Source organism: Crocosphaera watsonii WH 8501 (genome assembly GCF_000167195.1).
GTDB lineage: Bacteria > Cyanobacteriota > Cyanobacteriia > Cyanobacteriales > Microcystaceae > Crocosphaera > Crocosphaera watsonii.
This window is the reverse complement of record NZ_AADV02000119.1, coordinates 1-13,117: the sequence shown is the minus strand read 5'-3', so window position 1 is coordinate 13,117 and position 13,117 is coordinate 1. Positions and strand designations below refer to the sequence as shown.

At 37.0% G+C, this 13,117-nt stretch carries 13 protein-coding genes and 1 pseudogene; 11 read left to right on the top strand and 3 right to left on the bottom strand.

Features of this window, described 5'->3' with window-relative positions:
* From CWATDRAFT_RS24300 to rpmF, 6 genes are all read left to right on the top strand, one after another.
* On the top strand, window positions 1–589 hold a 589-nt coding region (locus CWATDRAFT_RS24300), incomplete at its 5' end, for a group II intron maturase-specific domain-containing protein (RefSeq protein ID WP_157134167.1).
* A gap of 145 nt (window positions 590–734) precedes the next feature.
* On the top strand, window positions 735–1,748 hold the full coding sequence (gene ribD / locus CWATDRAFT_RS24295; protein ID WP_021830856.1) for a bifunctional diaminohydroxyphosphoribosylaminopyrimidine deaminase/5-amino-6-(5-phosphoribosylamino)uracil reductase RibD: 1,014 nt from the start codon (window positions 735–737) through the stop codon (window positions 1,746–1,748).
* Window positions 1,749–1,957: 209 nt separating this feature from the next.
* Entirely contained in the window at window positions 1,958–3,568 is a 1,611-nt protein-coding gene (locus CWATDRAFT_RS24290) for an ArnT family glycosyltransferase (protein ID WP_007307487.1), read from the top strand.
* A 145-nt stretch (window positions 3,569–3,713) separates the two neighbouring features.
* Window positions 3,714–4,220: a hypothetical protein gene (locus CWATDRAFT_RS24285; RefSeq protein WP_007307488.1), complete on the top strand. Its 507-nt coding sequence runs from the start codon at window positions 3,714–3,716 to the stop codon at window positions 4,218–4,220.
* A gap of 6 nt (window positions 4,221–4,226) precedes the next feature.
* Window positions 4,227–4,463, top strand: coding sequence for an EF-hand domain-containing protein (locus CWATDRAFT_RS24280; RefSeq protein WP_007307489.1), 237 nt, complete (start codon window positions 4,227–4,229; stop codon window positions 4,461–4,463).
* A 75-nt stretch (window positions 4,464–4,538) separates the two neighbouring features.
* Window positions 4,539–4,715, top strand: a complete 177-nt coding sequence (gene rpmF, locus CWATDRAFT_RS24275; RefSeq protein ID WP_007312565.1) for a 50S ribosomal protein L32 — start codon at window positions 4,539–4,541, stop codon at window positions 4,713–4,715.
* A 92-nt stretch (window positions 4,716–4,807) separates the two neighbouring features.
* Here the strand turns inward: rpmF and pta are convergent.
* The 3 genes and pseudogenes from pta to CWATDRAFT_RS24260 all read right to left on the bottom strand — a co-directional run bounded on the left by pta (window position 4,808) and on the right by CWATDRAFT_RS24260 (window position 8,950).
* A pseudogene (gene pta, locus CWATDRAFT_RS41975) lies at window positions 4,808–6,904 on the bottom strand (phosphate acetyltransferase).
* A gap of 154 nt (window positions 6,905–7,058) precedes the next feature.
* Window positions 7,059–7,673 (bottom strand): DUF938 domain-containing protein, encoded by a 615-nt coding sequence (locus CWATDRAFT_RS24265; protein ID WP_007307481.1) that lies wholly within the window; start codon window positions 7,671–7,673, stop codon window positions 7,059–7,061.
* Window positions 7,674–7,723: 50 nt separating this feature from the next.
* Window positions 7,724–8,950: a methionine gamma-lyase family protein gene (locus CWATDRAFT_RS24260; RefSeq protein ID WP_007307480.1), complete on the bottom strand. Its 1,227-nt coding sequence runs from the start codon at window positions 8,948–8,950 to the stop codon at window positions 7,724–7,726.
* 275 nt (window positions 8,951–9,225) lie between these two features.
* Here CWATDRAFT_RS24260 and CWATDRAFT_RS24255 point away from each other — a divergent pair, with 275 nt between their 5' ends.
* The 5 genes from CWATDRAFT_RS24255 to CWATDRAFT_RS24235 form a co-directional block, all read left to right on the top strand.
* Window positions 9,226–10,050, top strand: a complete 825-nt coding sequence (locus CWATDRAFT_RS24255; RefSeq protein WP_007307491.1) for an acyl-CoA desaturase — start codon at window positions 9,226–9,228, stop codon at window positions 10,048–10,050.
* Window positions 10,051–10,361: 311 nt separating this feature from the next.
* Window positions 10,362–10,646 (top strand): RNA recognition motif domain-containing protein, encoded by a 285-nt coding sequence (locus tag CWATDRAFT_RS24250; protein WP_007307492.1) that lies wholly within the window; start codon window positions 10,362–10,364, stop codon window positions 10,644–10,646.
* A gap of 91 nt (window positions 10,647–10,737) precedes the next feature.
* Window positions 10,738–10,923 carry a 30S ribosomal protein S21 gene (rpsU, locus tag CWATDRAFT_RS24245; RefSeq protein WP_007307493.1) on the top strand — a complete coding sequence of 62 codons (186 nt, stop codon included), beginning with the start codon at window positions 10,738–10,740 and terminating at the stop codon, window positions 10,921–10,923.
* A gap of 601 nt (window positions 10,924–11,524) precedes the next feature.
* A complete protein-coding gene (locus CWATDRAFT_RS24240) occupies window positions 11,525–12,475 on the top strand; it encodes a hypothetical protein (protein WP_007307494.1) in 951 nt (316 codons plus the stop codon).
* An 87-nt stretch (window positions 12,476–12,562) separates the two neighbouring features.
* The coding region (locus CWATDRAFT_RS24235) for a helix-turn-helix domain-containing protein (RefSeq protein WP_007307495.1) at window positions 12,563–13,117 on the top strand (555 nt) is incomplete at its 3' end.

Here is a 13,117-nt window from a genome sequence, read left to right as displayed (position 1 = left end):
AGAGGTTGTAAAAGCCAACAAGAAAGCCCCACAAGAAGTGTTAATCGCAAGATTAAACCCCATAATCCGAGGATGGTGTAATTATTACCGAACTGTAACAAGTAGAGAAACATTCTCATCCGAAGATTCAATATTATGGAATACACTTAGAGCCTGGACAGTAAACAGGAAAAAGAAAGAGACACCACTGTATGATGCCCTCAAAAAATATTTCTCATACGGAAAACAAGGGAAATGGACATTCCAAACAAGGGAATATGTCCTCTATCACCACACCGAAACGGAAATTAAGAGACATACACTGGTTAAGCCTGAATCATCACCCTACGACGGGAACTGGACTTACTGGAGCAAAAGAAGAGGTACATATACTGGGACACCAGCCAGGGTTGCGAAACTCTTAAAGAAACAGAAAGGTATATGCCCTCAATGCAAGCAACACTTCACACCTGAAGACTTGATAGAAGTTGACCACATCATCCCGAAATCGAAAGGTGGAAAGGATACTTACAACAACCTACAAGCTCTACATCGTCACTGTCACGATGCCAAAAGCAAAAATGACTACCTCTATGATTGGCACTTATAATGGCTATGAATGGAAAGACGATGTATTAACAGTACCCTAGACAAGGGACTAATTGCCGAGAGCCGTGTGAGGTGAAAGTCTCACGCACGGTTCGGAATGGGAGGAGAGGAAGGTGACTTCCTTTTCGACCCCTAATCCTAACCCGATGGTGGGGGCGGTTGTGGTGAAAAATGGGCAAATTATTGGGGAAGGCTTTCACCCTAAACCCGGCGACCCCCATGCAGAGGTTTTTGCCTTACGAGATGCGGGGGAAAATGCCGCAGGAGGCACTGTTTATGTCAATTTAGAACCCTGTAACCATTATGGCCGTACACCGCCCTGTACAGAGGCTTTAATCGCTGCTAGAGTGGCTAAAGTTGTGGTGGGTATGGTTGACCCAAACCCCCTAGTCTCAGGGAAAGGTCTTGCTAAGTTAGAAGATGCTGGGATCGAGGTAATAGTTGGGGTAGAAGAAACTGCTTGTCGTCGTCTCAATGAAGCTTTTTGTCACCGCATTCTTCATCATCAATGCTTTGGTATCTTAAAATATGCCATGACCCTTGATGGCAAAATTGCTACCAGTACGGGCCACAGTGCTTGGGTGACGGGAACAACCTCTCGGCAATTGGTTCATCAAACTAGGGCTGGTTGTGATGCGGTGATAGTTGGGGGCAATACTGTCCGACGGGATAATCCCCATTTGACCATTCATCAAGCCACAGGACGCAACCCTTTGCGAGTGGTGATGAGTCGTAATTTACACCTACCCCAAGAAGCTAATCTCTGGGATGTTCAGGTTGCACCTACCCTTGTGTTTACGGAATGGGGGAAAAATCCTTCTCTACAAGCAGAATTACGTAGTAAAGGGGTCGAAGTGCTAGAGTTATCACCCTTAAGCCCTGCTCAGGTGATGGAAGTTCTTTATGAACGGCAATTATCTAGTATTTTATGGGAATGTGGCGGCGTTTTAGGTGCGCAAGCTATTAGGGAAGGGGTGATTCAAAAAGTTATGGCTTTTATGGCCCCGAAAATTATCGGTGGGGTTTCTGCTGCTTCTCCTGTGGGTGATTTAGGCTTAGAAAAAATGTCCGATGCTTTATTATTAGAAAGTGTTATTCTTCGTCAGGTTGATCAAGATATTTTAGTCGAGGGATATTTGAATTATGGGGGTCAGAAGTGAGACGTTGCAATTTTTTTTAAGGTGATTTCCAGGATAAAATATACCTGCTTTTCCAGTTATCCCCCCCTTGTTAAGGGGGGTTAGGGGGGATCATCAGGGATCTTCTTGATCAGAAATCACCTAATAATCAGGGTATAACTTTTTTCTTCCATAGAAACAAATTAGTGTTATGCTTAAATCGACCAAGCTAGAAGAGTATCTCAACGGTAATGATAAATATAAAAAAAATCACTTTTTTCAATCGTTATCCGTCCGTATTTTTAATATTACTAATCGGTTTATTATTCCGTTCTCTGCTCGCTTTTTGGCTGTTACCTGGTTACGATGAAGGTTATTATTATCTCTATACTAAACATTTAGATTGGAGTTTTTTCGATCATCCTATTTTTGTGGCTTTAACCACTGGTTTTGGTGTTTGGTTAACTGGAATTACGTCTCCTTTTACTCTCCGTATTGGGACTTTAATTTTATACACAGCGAGCCTATATTTATTATATCTCACCAGCACTAAATTGTTTAGCGAAACATCAGCCAAAATAACTTTAATTTTGGCTTCAGTTATTCCTATTTTTCAGTTAGCTTTTGGTATTATAACCCTTCCTGATAGTCCTTTGATATTTTTTTGGTCGGCTGCTTTATATTGTGCTGCTGATGAATTTTTCTCGAAACGAACTAAACATTATATACCTAGTTATCGTCTCAGTATTTTGGGTATTTTAATCGGTTTAGCTTGTTTAAGTAAATATCATGGTTTTCTTTTAGGATTTTGTTTAGTTGGATTTTGTTTGAGTAGTAAAAATCATCGCTCTGCTTTACTTTCTCCTTGGACATTTTTAGGATTTTTCTTATTTATTATAACTTTATTTCCTTTTTTGTTCTGGAATTATCAACACGATTGGATATCTCTAAGATTTCAACTTTTTGACCGCTTTTCCCCAGTTCCTAATGCTCCAAAAACTTCCTACAATATTTTCAATGCTTTGATAGTTTTACTGGTTAATATTGGTTTATTATTTCCTACTATTGGTTTTCCTTTGTGGTGGGTAACACCTAAAAGTTTGGTCTTAGATAGTGATCAGTTATTACCTAATAAAAAATTATTTATTTATTGGATATCTTTACCTTTAACCTTGGGATTAATTATTTTAGGAGGAAAACAACAAATATTAGTCACTTGGCCAATGCCGGGTTATTGGGGGATGATTTTATTATTAGGATTTTATGGTAAACGGTGGCTAAACTATTCAAAAATATGGGTAAAGAGATGGTTGTTTGGTAGTGCGATCGCTATTAATACTGTCTTGTTATTATTATTACTACATTTGAATACAGGAGTCTTCTTTCAATCCCATGAATATGACTTTTTAAAAGGTTTTCTTACCCCCGAAACAGATCCGACAACAGAATTAATTGATGTGGAACAATTAAGAAAAAAAGTAAAGCAATCACCCCTATTATCAAACCATCTAAAACAAGCAAACTTTTTGTTCACCAATGCCTATTATTTAGCAGGGTTAATTGATTTAGCCTTAGAACCCTTAAATGATATTCCTGTTACTTGTTTTAGTTATGATAGACGAGGGTTCGACTTTTGGCCAGATACAGACCAATGGATAGGAAAAAATGCCCTTTATATCACGTTAAAAAGGTTTCATGAAATGCCAGAATTAACCAATGAGTTTCGAGCTTTTTTTACAGATATCCGAGAAATAGGTAAAGTAGAAATTGAGCGAGGGGGCGTGGTTGTTAATGTCTTTTATTTCTATGAAGCTAAGAACCTTTTAAAACCTTATGTATCAACAGAAAATTCTGTTAGATAAATTAATAATATATAGCGTTTCTTGGACTCATGAGGTAAACCCTGCCCTCCTGTAGATACGTTGCATGCAACGTATCTACAAAAAAATATGTACCTCACGAGTATGAGAAGTGCTATAGCAATTATCAGGAGGCAAAAATAGAATTATGGCTAAATTTGGGGCGATTTACTTATCTATAGATGTCACAAAAAATTCAATAGAAGAAGTCGAAAATGTTGCTGCGATTTTAGTAAAACAAGGTTATTTGTTTACAGTTAGATATCATCAAGACAGTCCCTGGATACAACTCTATATTGATGAACCAGAAAACGTTATTTCTTATGCTAAACAAGTTGCTAGAATTTTCCCTAATAAACAAACATTAGGATTAGCAGCTTATACCGTATCTGACTCCGTGAGTTTTTGTTATTTTCAAGGAGAAAATATCATCCGTCTTTTACAATCAGGGTTTAGCCAAGAAAGACAATGGGAAATCATAGAAGGAGAAAAACAAGCATGGGAGGATGAACTTTTTAGTAAATTAACCCTGGAAATTGGTAAGATAGGAATGGTTAGTTATCATATTCAACAAATTGGAGTATTATTAAATTTACCAGGGTTTGGTATTCCTCGACAGGGCGAACCTTGGACAAAAGAAGTAACCCAGGAGTAACTAAAAATGACAATTTCCTTAAACAAACATCAAACCGAAGAACTACAAAAGTTTTTCGATGAAATTGATCAAGATCATAATGGTAGAATAGATAAAGAAGAATTAAAACAGTTATTAGAAAAAATTTGGGGTAAAAACACAGACTTTGATATAAACAAAGCGGTTACATCAATCTTTAAAAAATGTGATACTAATGGTGATGGTTTTATTACCTTTGATGAATTAGCTTCTTTAGCCAAATAGAATGCAACGAGTGGCAATCAGATCAAAAAGTAGCCTATAATGGAAAGGTTGTGTAATTATTTATGTTTAAGTCCTATGGCAGTCCCTAAGAAGAAAACATCGAATGCCAAACGAGATCAACGTAAAGCTCATTGGAAGCGTGTTGCAGCTAAAGAAGCGGAAAAAGCCCTCTCTTTAGGTAAATCTGTTCTATCAGGTAGTTCTAAGAGTTTTGTTTATCCTCAAGATGAAGAGGAAGACGACGAAGAATAAAGCTAGTTTTAAGTTTAGTCGGCGATCGCTGTTTTTGTAACCTATGCTAAAAATGGCGATCGCTGTTTATTAAATTCTGCTCCATTACCCAACTAATTATAACTTGCTTGAATCGCTGTAATCACCACAGTATTAATAATATCTTCCACAGTACAACCCCGACTTAAATCATTGACCGGTTTTTTCAACCCTTGTAAAATCGGACCAATAGCGATCGCACCAGTTTCTCTTTGTACCGCTTTATAAGTATTATTGCCTGTATTTTAAGTCAGGAAAGACAAAAACTGTTGCTTCTCCTGCGACCTTTGAATCTGGCATTTTTTGCGCTGCAACAGTCCGATCAACCGCAGCATCGTATTGTATTGGACCTTCAAATAATAAGTCTGGATGGCGTTTTTTCGCCACAATAGTAGCTTGTTTAACTCTTTCTACATCTTCCCCTATTCCTGAGTTTCCTGATGAATAAGAAAGTAAAGCAACTCTGGGAAAAACCCCAAAAGTTTGGGAGGTTTCTGCGGAAATAATCGCTATTTCTGCCAATTGTTCTGCCGTAGGATTAGCATTTATTGCACAATCTCCATACACCAAAACCCTGTCTTCTAAACACATAAAAAATACAGAAGACACCTGCTTATATTCTGGCTTAGTCTTAATGATTTGTAAAGCAGGTCTAATAGTATTTCCTGTGGTATTAATCGCCCCTGAAACCATCCCATCTGCATCTCCTGCATATACCATCATTGTCCCAAAATAAGATACATCCATCAACATATCTTTGGCATTTTCTAAGGTAACTCCTTTATTTTTTCTAGCTTTATAGAGGGTTTGAGTGTACTGTTCTAATTTAGGACTTTTGATAGGGTCAATAATATTAAGTTTATCAATATCTAATTGAATACCATAACTTTGTATTGTCCGTTCAATACGATTTCTTTCTCCTAATAAAGTAATATCAACAATGTCTTGAGAAGTTAGGGTAGCTACTGCCTTAAGAATACGATTATCTTTGCCTTCTGGTAAGACAATATGACGTTTATTTGCTTTTGCTGTTTGAATTAAATTATAAGTAAACATTTTAGGAGTTATGCCATCAATTTCTATTTCATCAATTAAATGTTCTAAAATAGAAAGATTAACGTACTTATCAAAAAGTTCAATACTCCAGTTTATTTTTTCCATATCTCCTGCTTCTAAAGAACTATAAATAGTTTGTAAACGAGAAGCAGTAGGATAAGTATAAGTATCAACCCAAAGTATAGGTAAGGGATGACTCAAACCCGCAATTAATTGAGCAATAGAATTTTCTAAGTGACATTCTGTTGTTAACAGGATACCAGCTAAGTTAGGATAATTAGTCGAGTGATGTGCCTGTAATGCGCCCATGATAACATCTCCTCTATCCGATGGTGTTACCACTAAATCATTATCATTCAATTGAGTGATTGCGTGTTGCATTTGCATAGCAGCAATCAGATAATTAAAAACCAAATTATTGAGCCTTTTTTCACCGTAAAGAACCTTTGCTTGTAACTGTTCTGCAACCTCTCTCATTCTGGGACTATCTAACCTTTTATTAGAGGGTATTACAGAGAATAAATAGTTATTTTTTTATATGTATTTCGTAAATGTTCCGTTAGTTTTTGGATATCTTTTTGAGCTAATTTGTTTATAATTATGCCTAATATTTTACAATGTTTTTCTCGGTAAGAGTCAGCAATTATTTTGAGAGAGATACTAATTTCTTCTACTGATTTTTGATGACCATTACCGACAATCAAAAGAGAAGAACCTAAGGTTTTAGTAATAGCTACATTAATATCAAAAGCAAAAGCGGAATTCTCTCCCATATAGTCCGAATTTTCACAGAGAATAAAGTCGCATTTTTTCTCTAATTCTTTATATTTAGTAATAATTTTATCTAAAATTATGTCGAGTTTTTCTTGTTGCATAAGATGATTAACTTCAGAATAATATAAACCAAAGGAATCATGATAATTTTGCTGTAGGTTAAAAGAAGACAAAATAACCTCAATATGCTTATCCGACTTATTATCAACAGGATCTTGAATAATGGGTCTAAAAAATCCAACTCTTGTGGTTTTTCTAAGTATTAGTTCCAAAATTCCTAGCGCAATTAAAGATTTACCATTTTTGGGCTCTATTGTACTAATATACAGAGAATTAGTCATAAGATTTTTAGGGTAATAACCAATTTTTATTCAATCAAAAATTTTTTAGTTTTTCCGTTAAAAGTGATACAGTAACTATTAGTTCTTATTAATTATAACTGAGCAGTAGGTTGGGTTTCGTTCCTCAACCCAACAGTCTGATCACAATTTTAAGTTATTGCTTTTGAAAAATAACGGATAAATTATTAGCTGGCATTTCGACCTTTTCTTGAAAAATTAATCCCTTTTCCTCTGCAACTTTGATAACATCCTCTAAATTTCTCACTCCCCATTCTGGGTTTTGACTGCGTAAAGATTGATCAAAAGATTCATTACTAACTGCGGTATGTTTTCCTCCTTGTTTATAGGGTCCATATAAATATAAAATACCTCCCGATGGTAATATTCTTTTTGCCCCTTCCATTAACCCTAAACAAGCTGCCCAAGGGGAAATATGAATCATGTTAATATTAACAATAGTAGTAATATTCAGTTCCTGTTCTTCTATTCCCCAACTTAAACTTGCTGCATTAATATTTAATTTCGGCTGAATATTATCAACGAAACTATCTTTTCTCCATGCTTCAATGCTATCTCTTGCCATAGGATTCGGATCAGAGGGTATCCACTGACGAGGACCAAATGCAGGGGCAAAAAATAGAGAATGTTCCCCTGTTCCACTAGCAATTTCTAGAATATTTCCTGATTTTGGAAGTGCCCTTAATAATACTTCTAAAATAGGTTCTCTATTTCTTTGTGTCGCTGGTGCATATTGTTTTAAACTATCCATGATTATTCCTCTTTAAGTTAAACGTTATCAACATTATGGGCTTAATATTATTAAGCCCCTACCGAATCCGAAATAGCTTCAATAGCTGTTTCTAAAGCTAAAGAAATATGAGTCCAATGGGTTCCTCCTTGACAAAAAACTATGTAAGGTTCTCTTAATGGTCCATCGGCAGAAAATTCCGAGGTACTGCCATCAATAAATGTACCACCAGCCATCACTAATTTACTCTCATAACCTGGCATTTCTGCTGGTACGGGATCGAGATAAGAACCAACGGGAGAATAGGCTTGAATAGCACGACAAAAAGCTTTTAATTTATCAGGCGAACCTAATTTAATACCTTGGATAATATCCCGACGGGGAACGAAAGGCAAAGGATTAACCTCATAACCTAATTTATCAAAAATATAGGCAATTAAATGACTTCCCTTGATTGCTTCTCCCACCATTTGGGGGGCTAAAAACAACCCTTGAAATAACAACCGACTTTGATTCAAAGTTGCCCCTCCTTCTGTGCCAATACCAGGAGAAGTTAATCGACAGGCCGCAGCTTCTACTAATGGTTTCTTCCCTGCAATATAGCCTCCCGTGGTAACAATTGTTCCTCCTAAATTTTTAATCAAGGAACCTGCCATTAAATCGGCACCCACTGCGGTTGGTTCTATGTTTTCTACCAATTCACCATAACAATTATCCACAAAACAAACTGTATTAGAATTTTGCTCCTTGACAATTTTAATAATATCTTTAATTTCTGAAATAGATAAACTCGATCGCCAAGAATAACCGCAAGAACGCTGAATTAACACTAATCTTGTTTCTGGTTTAATAGCAGTTTTTAACCCTTCCCAATCAATGATTCCCTGATCAGTTAAGTCTAATTGCCGATAATTAATGTTAAAATCTGTTAAGGAACCTTGGCCACTGCCCCGTAAACCGATCACCTCCTCCAAGGTATCGTAGGGCGCACCGGCCACGGCTAACATTTCGTCACCTGGACGAAGTACCCCAAACAAAGCACAGGCGATCGCATGAGTTCCCGATACAAATTGTACGCGAACTATGGCCGCTTCTGCTTGCATAATCTCAGCAAAAATCTGATCCAGGGTTTCTCGCCCAAGATCGTCATGTCCATAACCAGTTACACTGGCGAAATGATGGACTCCTAAACGATGATTACGGAAAGCTACTAAGGTTTTCTTCAGGTTTTGCTTGACTTTATCGTCAATTTCCGAAAAAATCGGAATCAGGGCATTTTCTGCCTCTTTTATGAGCATTAAACTGTCCAATTGTCAACCCCAAACTTTAATCTTGTCGATAGGGATTAATCCAAACCAATGACAAAGTTATTTTCATCCCATTTATTTATACCAAACAAAGACTTATATAAGTCATTTAATTGGAAATTTAATTCAGAATTAAATATTAAGTTCCTCTCCTGGGAGGGGTTAGGGGTGAGTCTTAAAATTTTAAAATCTTTGCCACTGAAAAGTAGTTGATACTATCGTCAAGTACAATAAAGATTTGATTACTTTTAAATTCAGGTTATTACATGACTGTTGCTGCATCTAAAAAACTATCCTATGACTGGACAATTATTATTTACATGGCTTCGATACATCTCGTAGCCTTACTAGCATTTTTGCCTGGTAATTTTAGTTGGCAAGCCGTAGGTGTTACCTTGCTTTTATATTGGGTTACAGGGGCATTAGGAATTACATTGGGATTTCATCGATTAGTATCTCACCGTAGTTTTAAGTCACCAAAATGGCTAGAATATTTGTTAGTTTTCTTCGGTACATTAGCTTGTCAAGGCGGACCGATTCAATGGGTGGGGTTACACCGCATTCATCATAAATATTCTGATACCGAACCCGATCCCCATGATTCTAACAAAGGATTTTGGTGGAGTCACATGGCATGGATGTTACACCAGATTCCTGCGGATAACGATGTGCCTCGTTACACAAAAGATATTAATGAAGATCCTTTTTATAACTTCTGTCAAAGCTTCATGATTCCCATTCAAATTGTCTTAGGTTTGGCTCTTTATTTCTTAGGGGGATGGTCTTTTGTAATTTGGGGAATTTTTGTCCGTTTAGTTATGGTATTTCACTTCACTTGGTTTGTTAATAGTGCTACCCATAAATTCGGTTATCAAAGTCACGAATCTAACGATAATTCTCGTAACTGTTGGTGGGTTGCTTTATTAACCTTTGGCGAAGGATGGCACAATAATCACCATGCGTATCAATATTCTGCCCGTCATGGTTTAGCTTGGTGGGAAATTGATATTACTTGGATGACCATTCAAGTCTTACAATTTTTAGGACTCGCTAAAAATGTCAAATTAGCACCTGTTGCCGATAAAAAATAGTTATTAGCTTTTACGGGAAATGATTTAGCCTCCTCACTAAGAAATAGAGGAGGTTTTCAAATAGTTAACTGTTAGAGAAACTGTAAAATATCAAGAATATTGTCAGATTAGCATCAGCAGATGAATGCCAAGAATTTTCGGGAATAATTTTGATCTATTAACTAAGTAAATAGATAAAGTCATCAAAAAAATCAACAATTATGGTAGTATGGGAATATCAGAATTATTTTCCTAAGTTGTTGTGTCAATTTCTAATTACAAGCATCTAAGTGAATCTAACTCTCTACACCACTCACTTTAGAGCATTTTTTATGTCGATTTACGTTGGTAACTTATCTTATGATGTCACAGACGCAGACCTTGAACAAGTGTTTGCAGAATACGGCACAGTGAAAAGGGTACAATTGCTCACTGATCGAGAGACGGGAAGACCTAGAGGTTTCGGTTTTGTGGAAATGGACACAGAAACCGAGGAAGAGTCTGCCATTGAAGCATTGGACGGGGCTGAATGGATGGGCCGTGCTCTTAGAGTGAATAAAGCAAGACCCAGAGAAGATCGCAGATCCCAAGGCCGAGGTTCCACTCATCGTTATTAGACTTCGTCACTTGCTTGAATAGCGATCGCTATTCTTGTGGAATCTTTGAACCATCCGTCGATAAACCTTAATGAAGGAGATAAACTTAAATATGACTCAAATTATTCGTGGAGAAAACGAGGGCATCGAATCTGCCTTGCGTCGCTTTAAACGACAAGTAAGCAAAGCCGGAATTTTTTATGACATGAAGAAAAATCGGCATTTTGAAACTCCAATAGAAAAGCGTAAGCGTAAAGCTCTAGCTAAACAAAGACAACGGAAAAGATATTCTCGTTAAACTGTCTAATTACAAAAATGATATGCTCCCTCAAAAAGCGTCGATTGATTCCGCTTTTTGAGTACCTCTAGAATGCCTGTGATTTTAACCCAGGATTCTAAACATAGTATGTACTGAAGAACCGTCATTTAGCTAATCGCCCCCATAGCCTCGCACTATAAAAGGGCAAATTAAAGAAATAAAATCAAGAATTAAAGGTTTAGAAAAAAAGATTTATACCCTGACCAAAAAGCTCAAGAAGACTTATCCAAGTTGCGGAATTAATGGCGCAAAAAGCGAAAGAGGGTATTTAAAATGGCTTCTTCATCAGACTAATTTTGCTTACCTAAAATAACATGAGAGGCTTTCATCCATTGTCTTTCAAGGGATGGATGAAAAGCTCACGAATTGTTTTTAACCAATCGTATATAGAAGTAATTAAGGTCAATCCTGCCTATTCTAGTCGGTGAAGGGTCATGGTTAGATCATAGGCCAACAGAAAATTTTTTTCACATAATCCTGCATAACATATCCTCTGGGTTACGATACAACAATAACCTCCCGCAAAATCACCTCCTGCCTCTCTCCAACTGCCCCCTACCTCTTGCTATATATTTAACAAATGACCTTGATTAAAATTCACGAATTTAGCACAGGTGTTATCATCCAAGGGACACCCAGTCAGTGGTGGATAGCAGAATTTATGAAAGAAAGAGATTTCATGAATTCAACCTTAGATAAGATTCCCTATCCTGTTGAACGAGCCATTTCCCAAGAATTGTTAACCATTTATGACTTTCCAGAAAACACTAAATCACCTGTTATTATTGGTCGAGAAGTTAGGTATAGAAGAGAAGCATGGTCTGTTCTTGCCGTTGTAACCTTGGGGGAAGATGAACCCGGAAACAAAGTCTGTTTATATCGCTACTTTGTCACAGAGGGTTTAGGGAAAATTACTGACCTCTTAAGTTGGTATAATCGTAATCATAGACCTAGTTTTTATCCTTTTGATAGAAAAAAAGTTGGACAACATCATGATTATGATGATGATAAAACTCTTAAACACGATGCTTTAAGCAAGCTAGAATTTCAAAATCTATTAACTACCACTCGTCATCAAAGATTAGTCGTTCCTTCTTATATTAAATGTACCCCCGTAATTCTTAATCAACTAGCAGAAAGAATCAAAAAGAAAAAACAACTAATAGCTTGGGGTTTTAACGTTGAAAATATTTTCAAAAGTCGCACTTTCCAAGTTCTCCACTTAAGTCAGTCTTCCCCACTCAATCCACCAAAAGACCCCCCAACTTTCTTAAATAAACTGCTTAGGTATATCATAACAATCAACCATAACATTACAGATTTTGTTAATCATATCTATCTATCAATTGTAACTCCTATCAAAGTACCACCCTTGTTATTATTTATGATCTTTTTGGGGGGTAGTGTTCTGATCGCCCCTACCTTCCTAATTGCTTTCTTTTCTACTCAATTTTTTTATGGTTTAGTTTGGGGGTTTGGGATGATTTTTATCTTCTTTTTCGGTTTGGAGATAGGCAGACGCATTAGATAGTACATAAAAAGTGATTAATGACCTAGTGCAGCTTGGCGAAAGTAATCCACCAGATTTTTACAGAAACTTTCGTGACTAGCCACGACAATGTGTTTCAATGAAACTAACGGAAGAATCTCGAAGTTGATGTCCATGATAAAAGCATTGCCAATTAACCTCTCCAACCTACAGAAAACAGTACTCCAACAAATAGTGAGAGGGACAACAAACCCCTATCGCCTTGTTAGACGAGCCAAGCTAATCTTAGCCGCAGCATCAGGAGAGAGCAATAGTTCGATTAGTCGAAGATTAGAATTAGACCGAGTACAGGTGCGTCAGTGGCGATCGCGATGGTTTGAGGAGAGAGAAAAACTGAGTGCCGCCGAAGAACAACAGGTAACGGAGAAAGCATTAATGGTCTTGATCAAAGGAATTTTAAGCGATCGCCCAAGACCTGGAACAACAAAATCCTTTACGGTCGAACAAATAGTCCAGATTGTAGAGATCGCTTGTGAAGAATGTGAAAAATCAGACAGACCAGTGAGCCATTGGACACCTTCAGAGTTGGCGGATGAAGCCATAAAAAGAGGAATTGTCGAAAAGATTTCCCCCCGTAGTGTGGGGCGTTTTTTAAAAAGAAGCGACTACTTACAACCAAACATC

Coding starts and splice junctions, on each gene's coding strand:
- CWATDRAFT_RS24265 (WP_007307481.1), bottom strand. CDS start 7,673: ATGGATAGTTTAAAACAATATGCACCAGCGACACAAAGAAATAGAGAA.
- CWATDRAFT_RS24255 (WP_007307491.1), top strand. CDS start 9,226: ATGACTGTTGCTGCATCTAAAAAACTATCCTATGACTGGACAATTATT.
- CWATDRAFT_RS24285 (WP_007307488.1), top strand. CDS start 3,714: ATGGCTAAATTTGGGGCGATTTACTTATCTATAGATGTCACAAAAAAT.
- CWATDRAFT_RS24280 (WP_007307489.1), top strand. CDS start 4,227: ATGACAATTTCCTTAAACAAACATCAAACCGAAGAACTACAAAAGTTT.
- rpmF (WP_007312565.1), top strand. CDS start 4,539: ATGGCAGTCCCTAAGAAGAAAACATCGAATGCCAAACGAGATCAACGT.
- rpsU (WP_007307493.1), top strand. CDS start 10,738: ATGACTCAAATTATTCGTGGAGAAAACGAGGGCATCGAATCTGCCTTG.
- ribD (WP_021830856.1), top strand. CDS start 735: ATGGTGGGGGCGGTTGTGGTGAAAAATGGGCAAATTATTGGGGAAGGC.
- CWATDRAFT_RS24260 (WP_007307480.1), bottom strand. CDS start 8,950: ATGCTCATAAAAGAGGCAGAAAATGCCCTGATTCCGATTTTTTCGGAA.
- CWATDRAFT_RS24240 (WP_007307494.1), top strand. CDS start 11,525: ATGACCTTGATTAAAATTCACGAATTTAGCACAGGTGTTATCATCCAA.
- CWATDRAFT_RS24290 (WP_007307487.1), top strand. CDS start 1,958: ATGATAAATATAAAAAAAATCACTTTTTTCAATCGTTATCCGTCCGTA.
- CWATDRAFT_RS24250 (WP_007307492.1), top strand. CDS start 10,362: ATGTCGATTTACGTTGGTAACTTATCTTATGATGTCACAGACGCAGAC.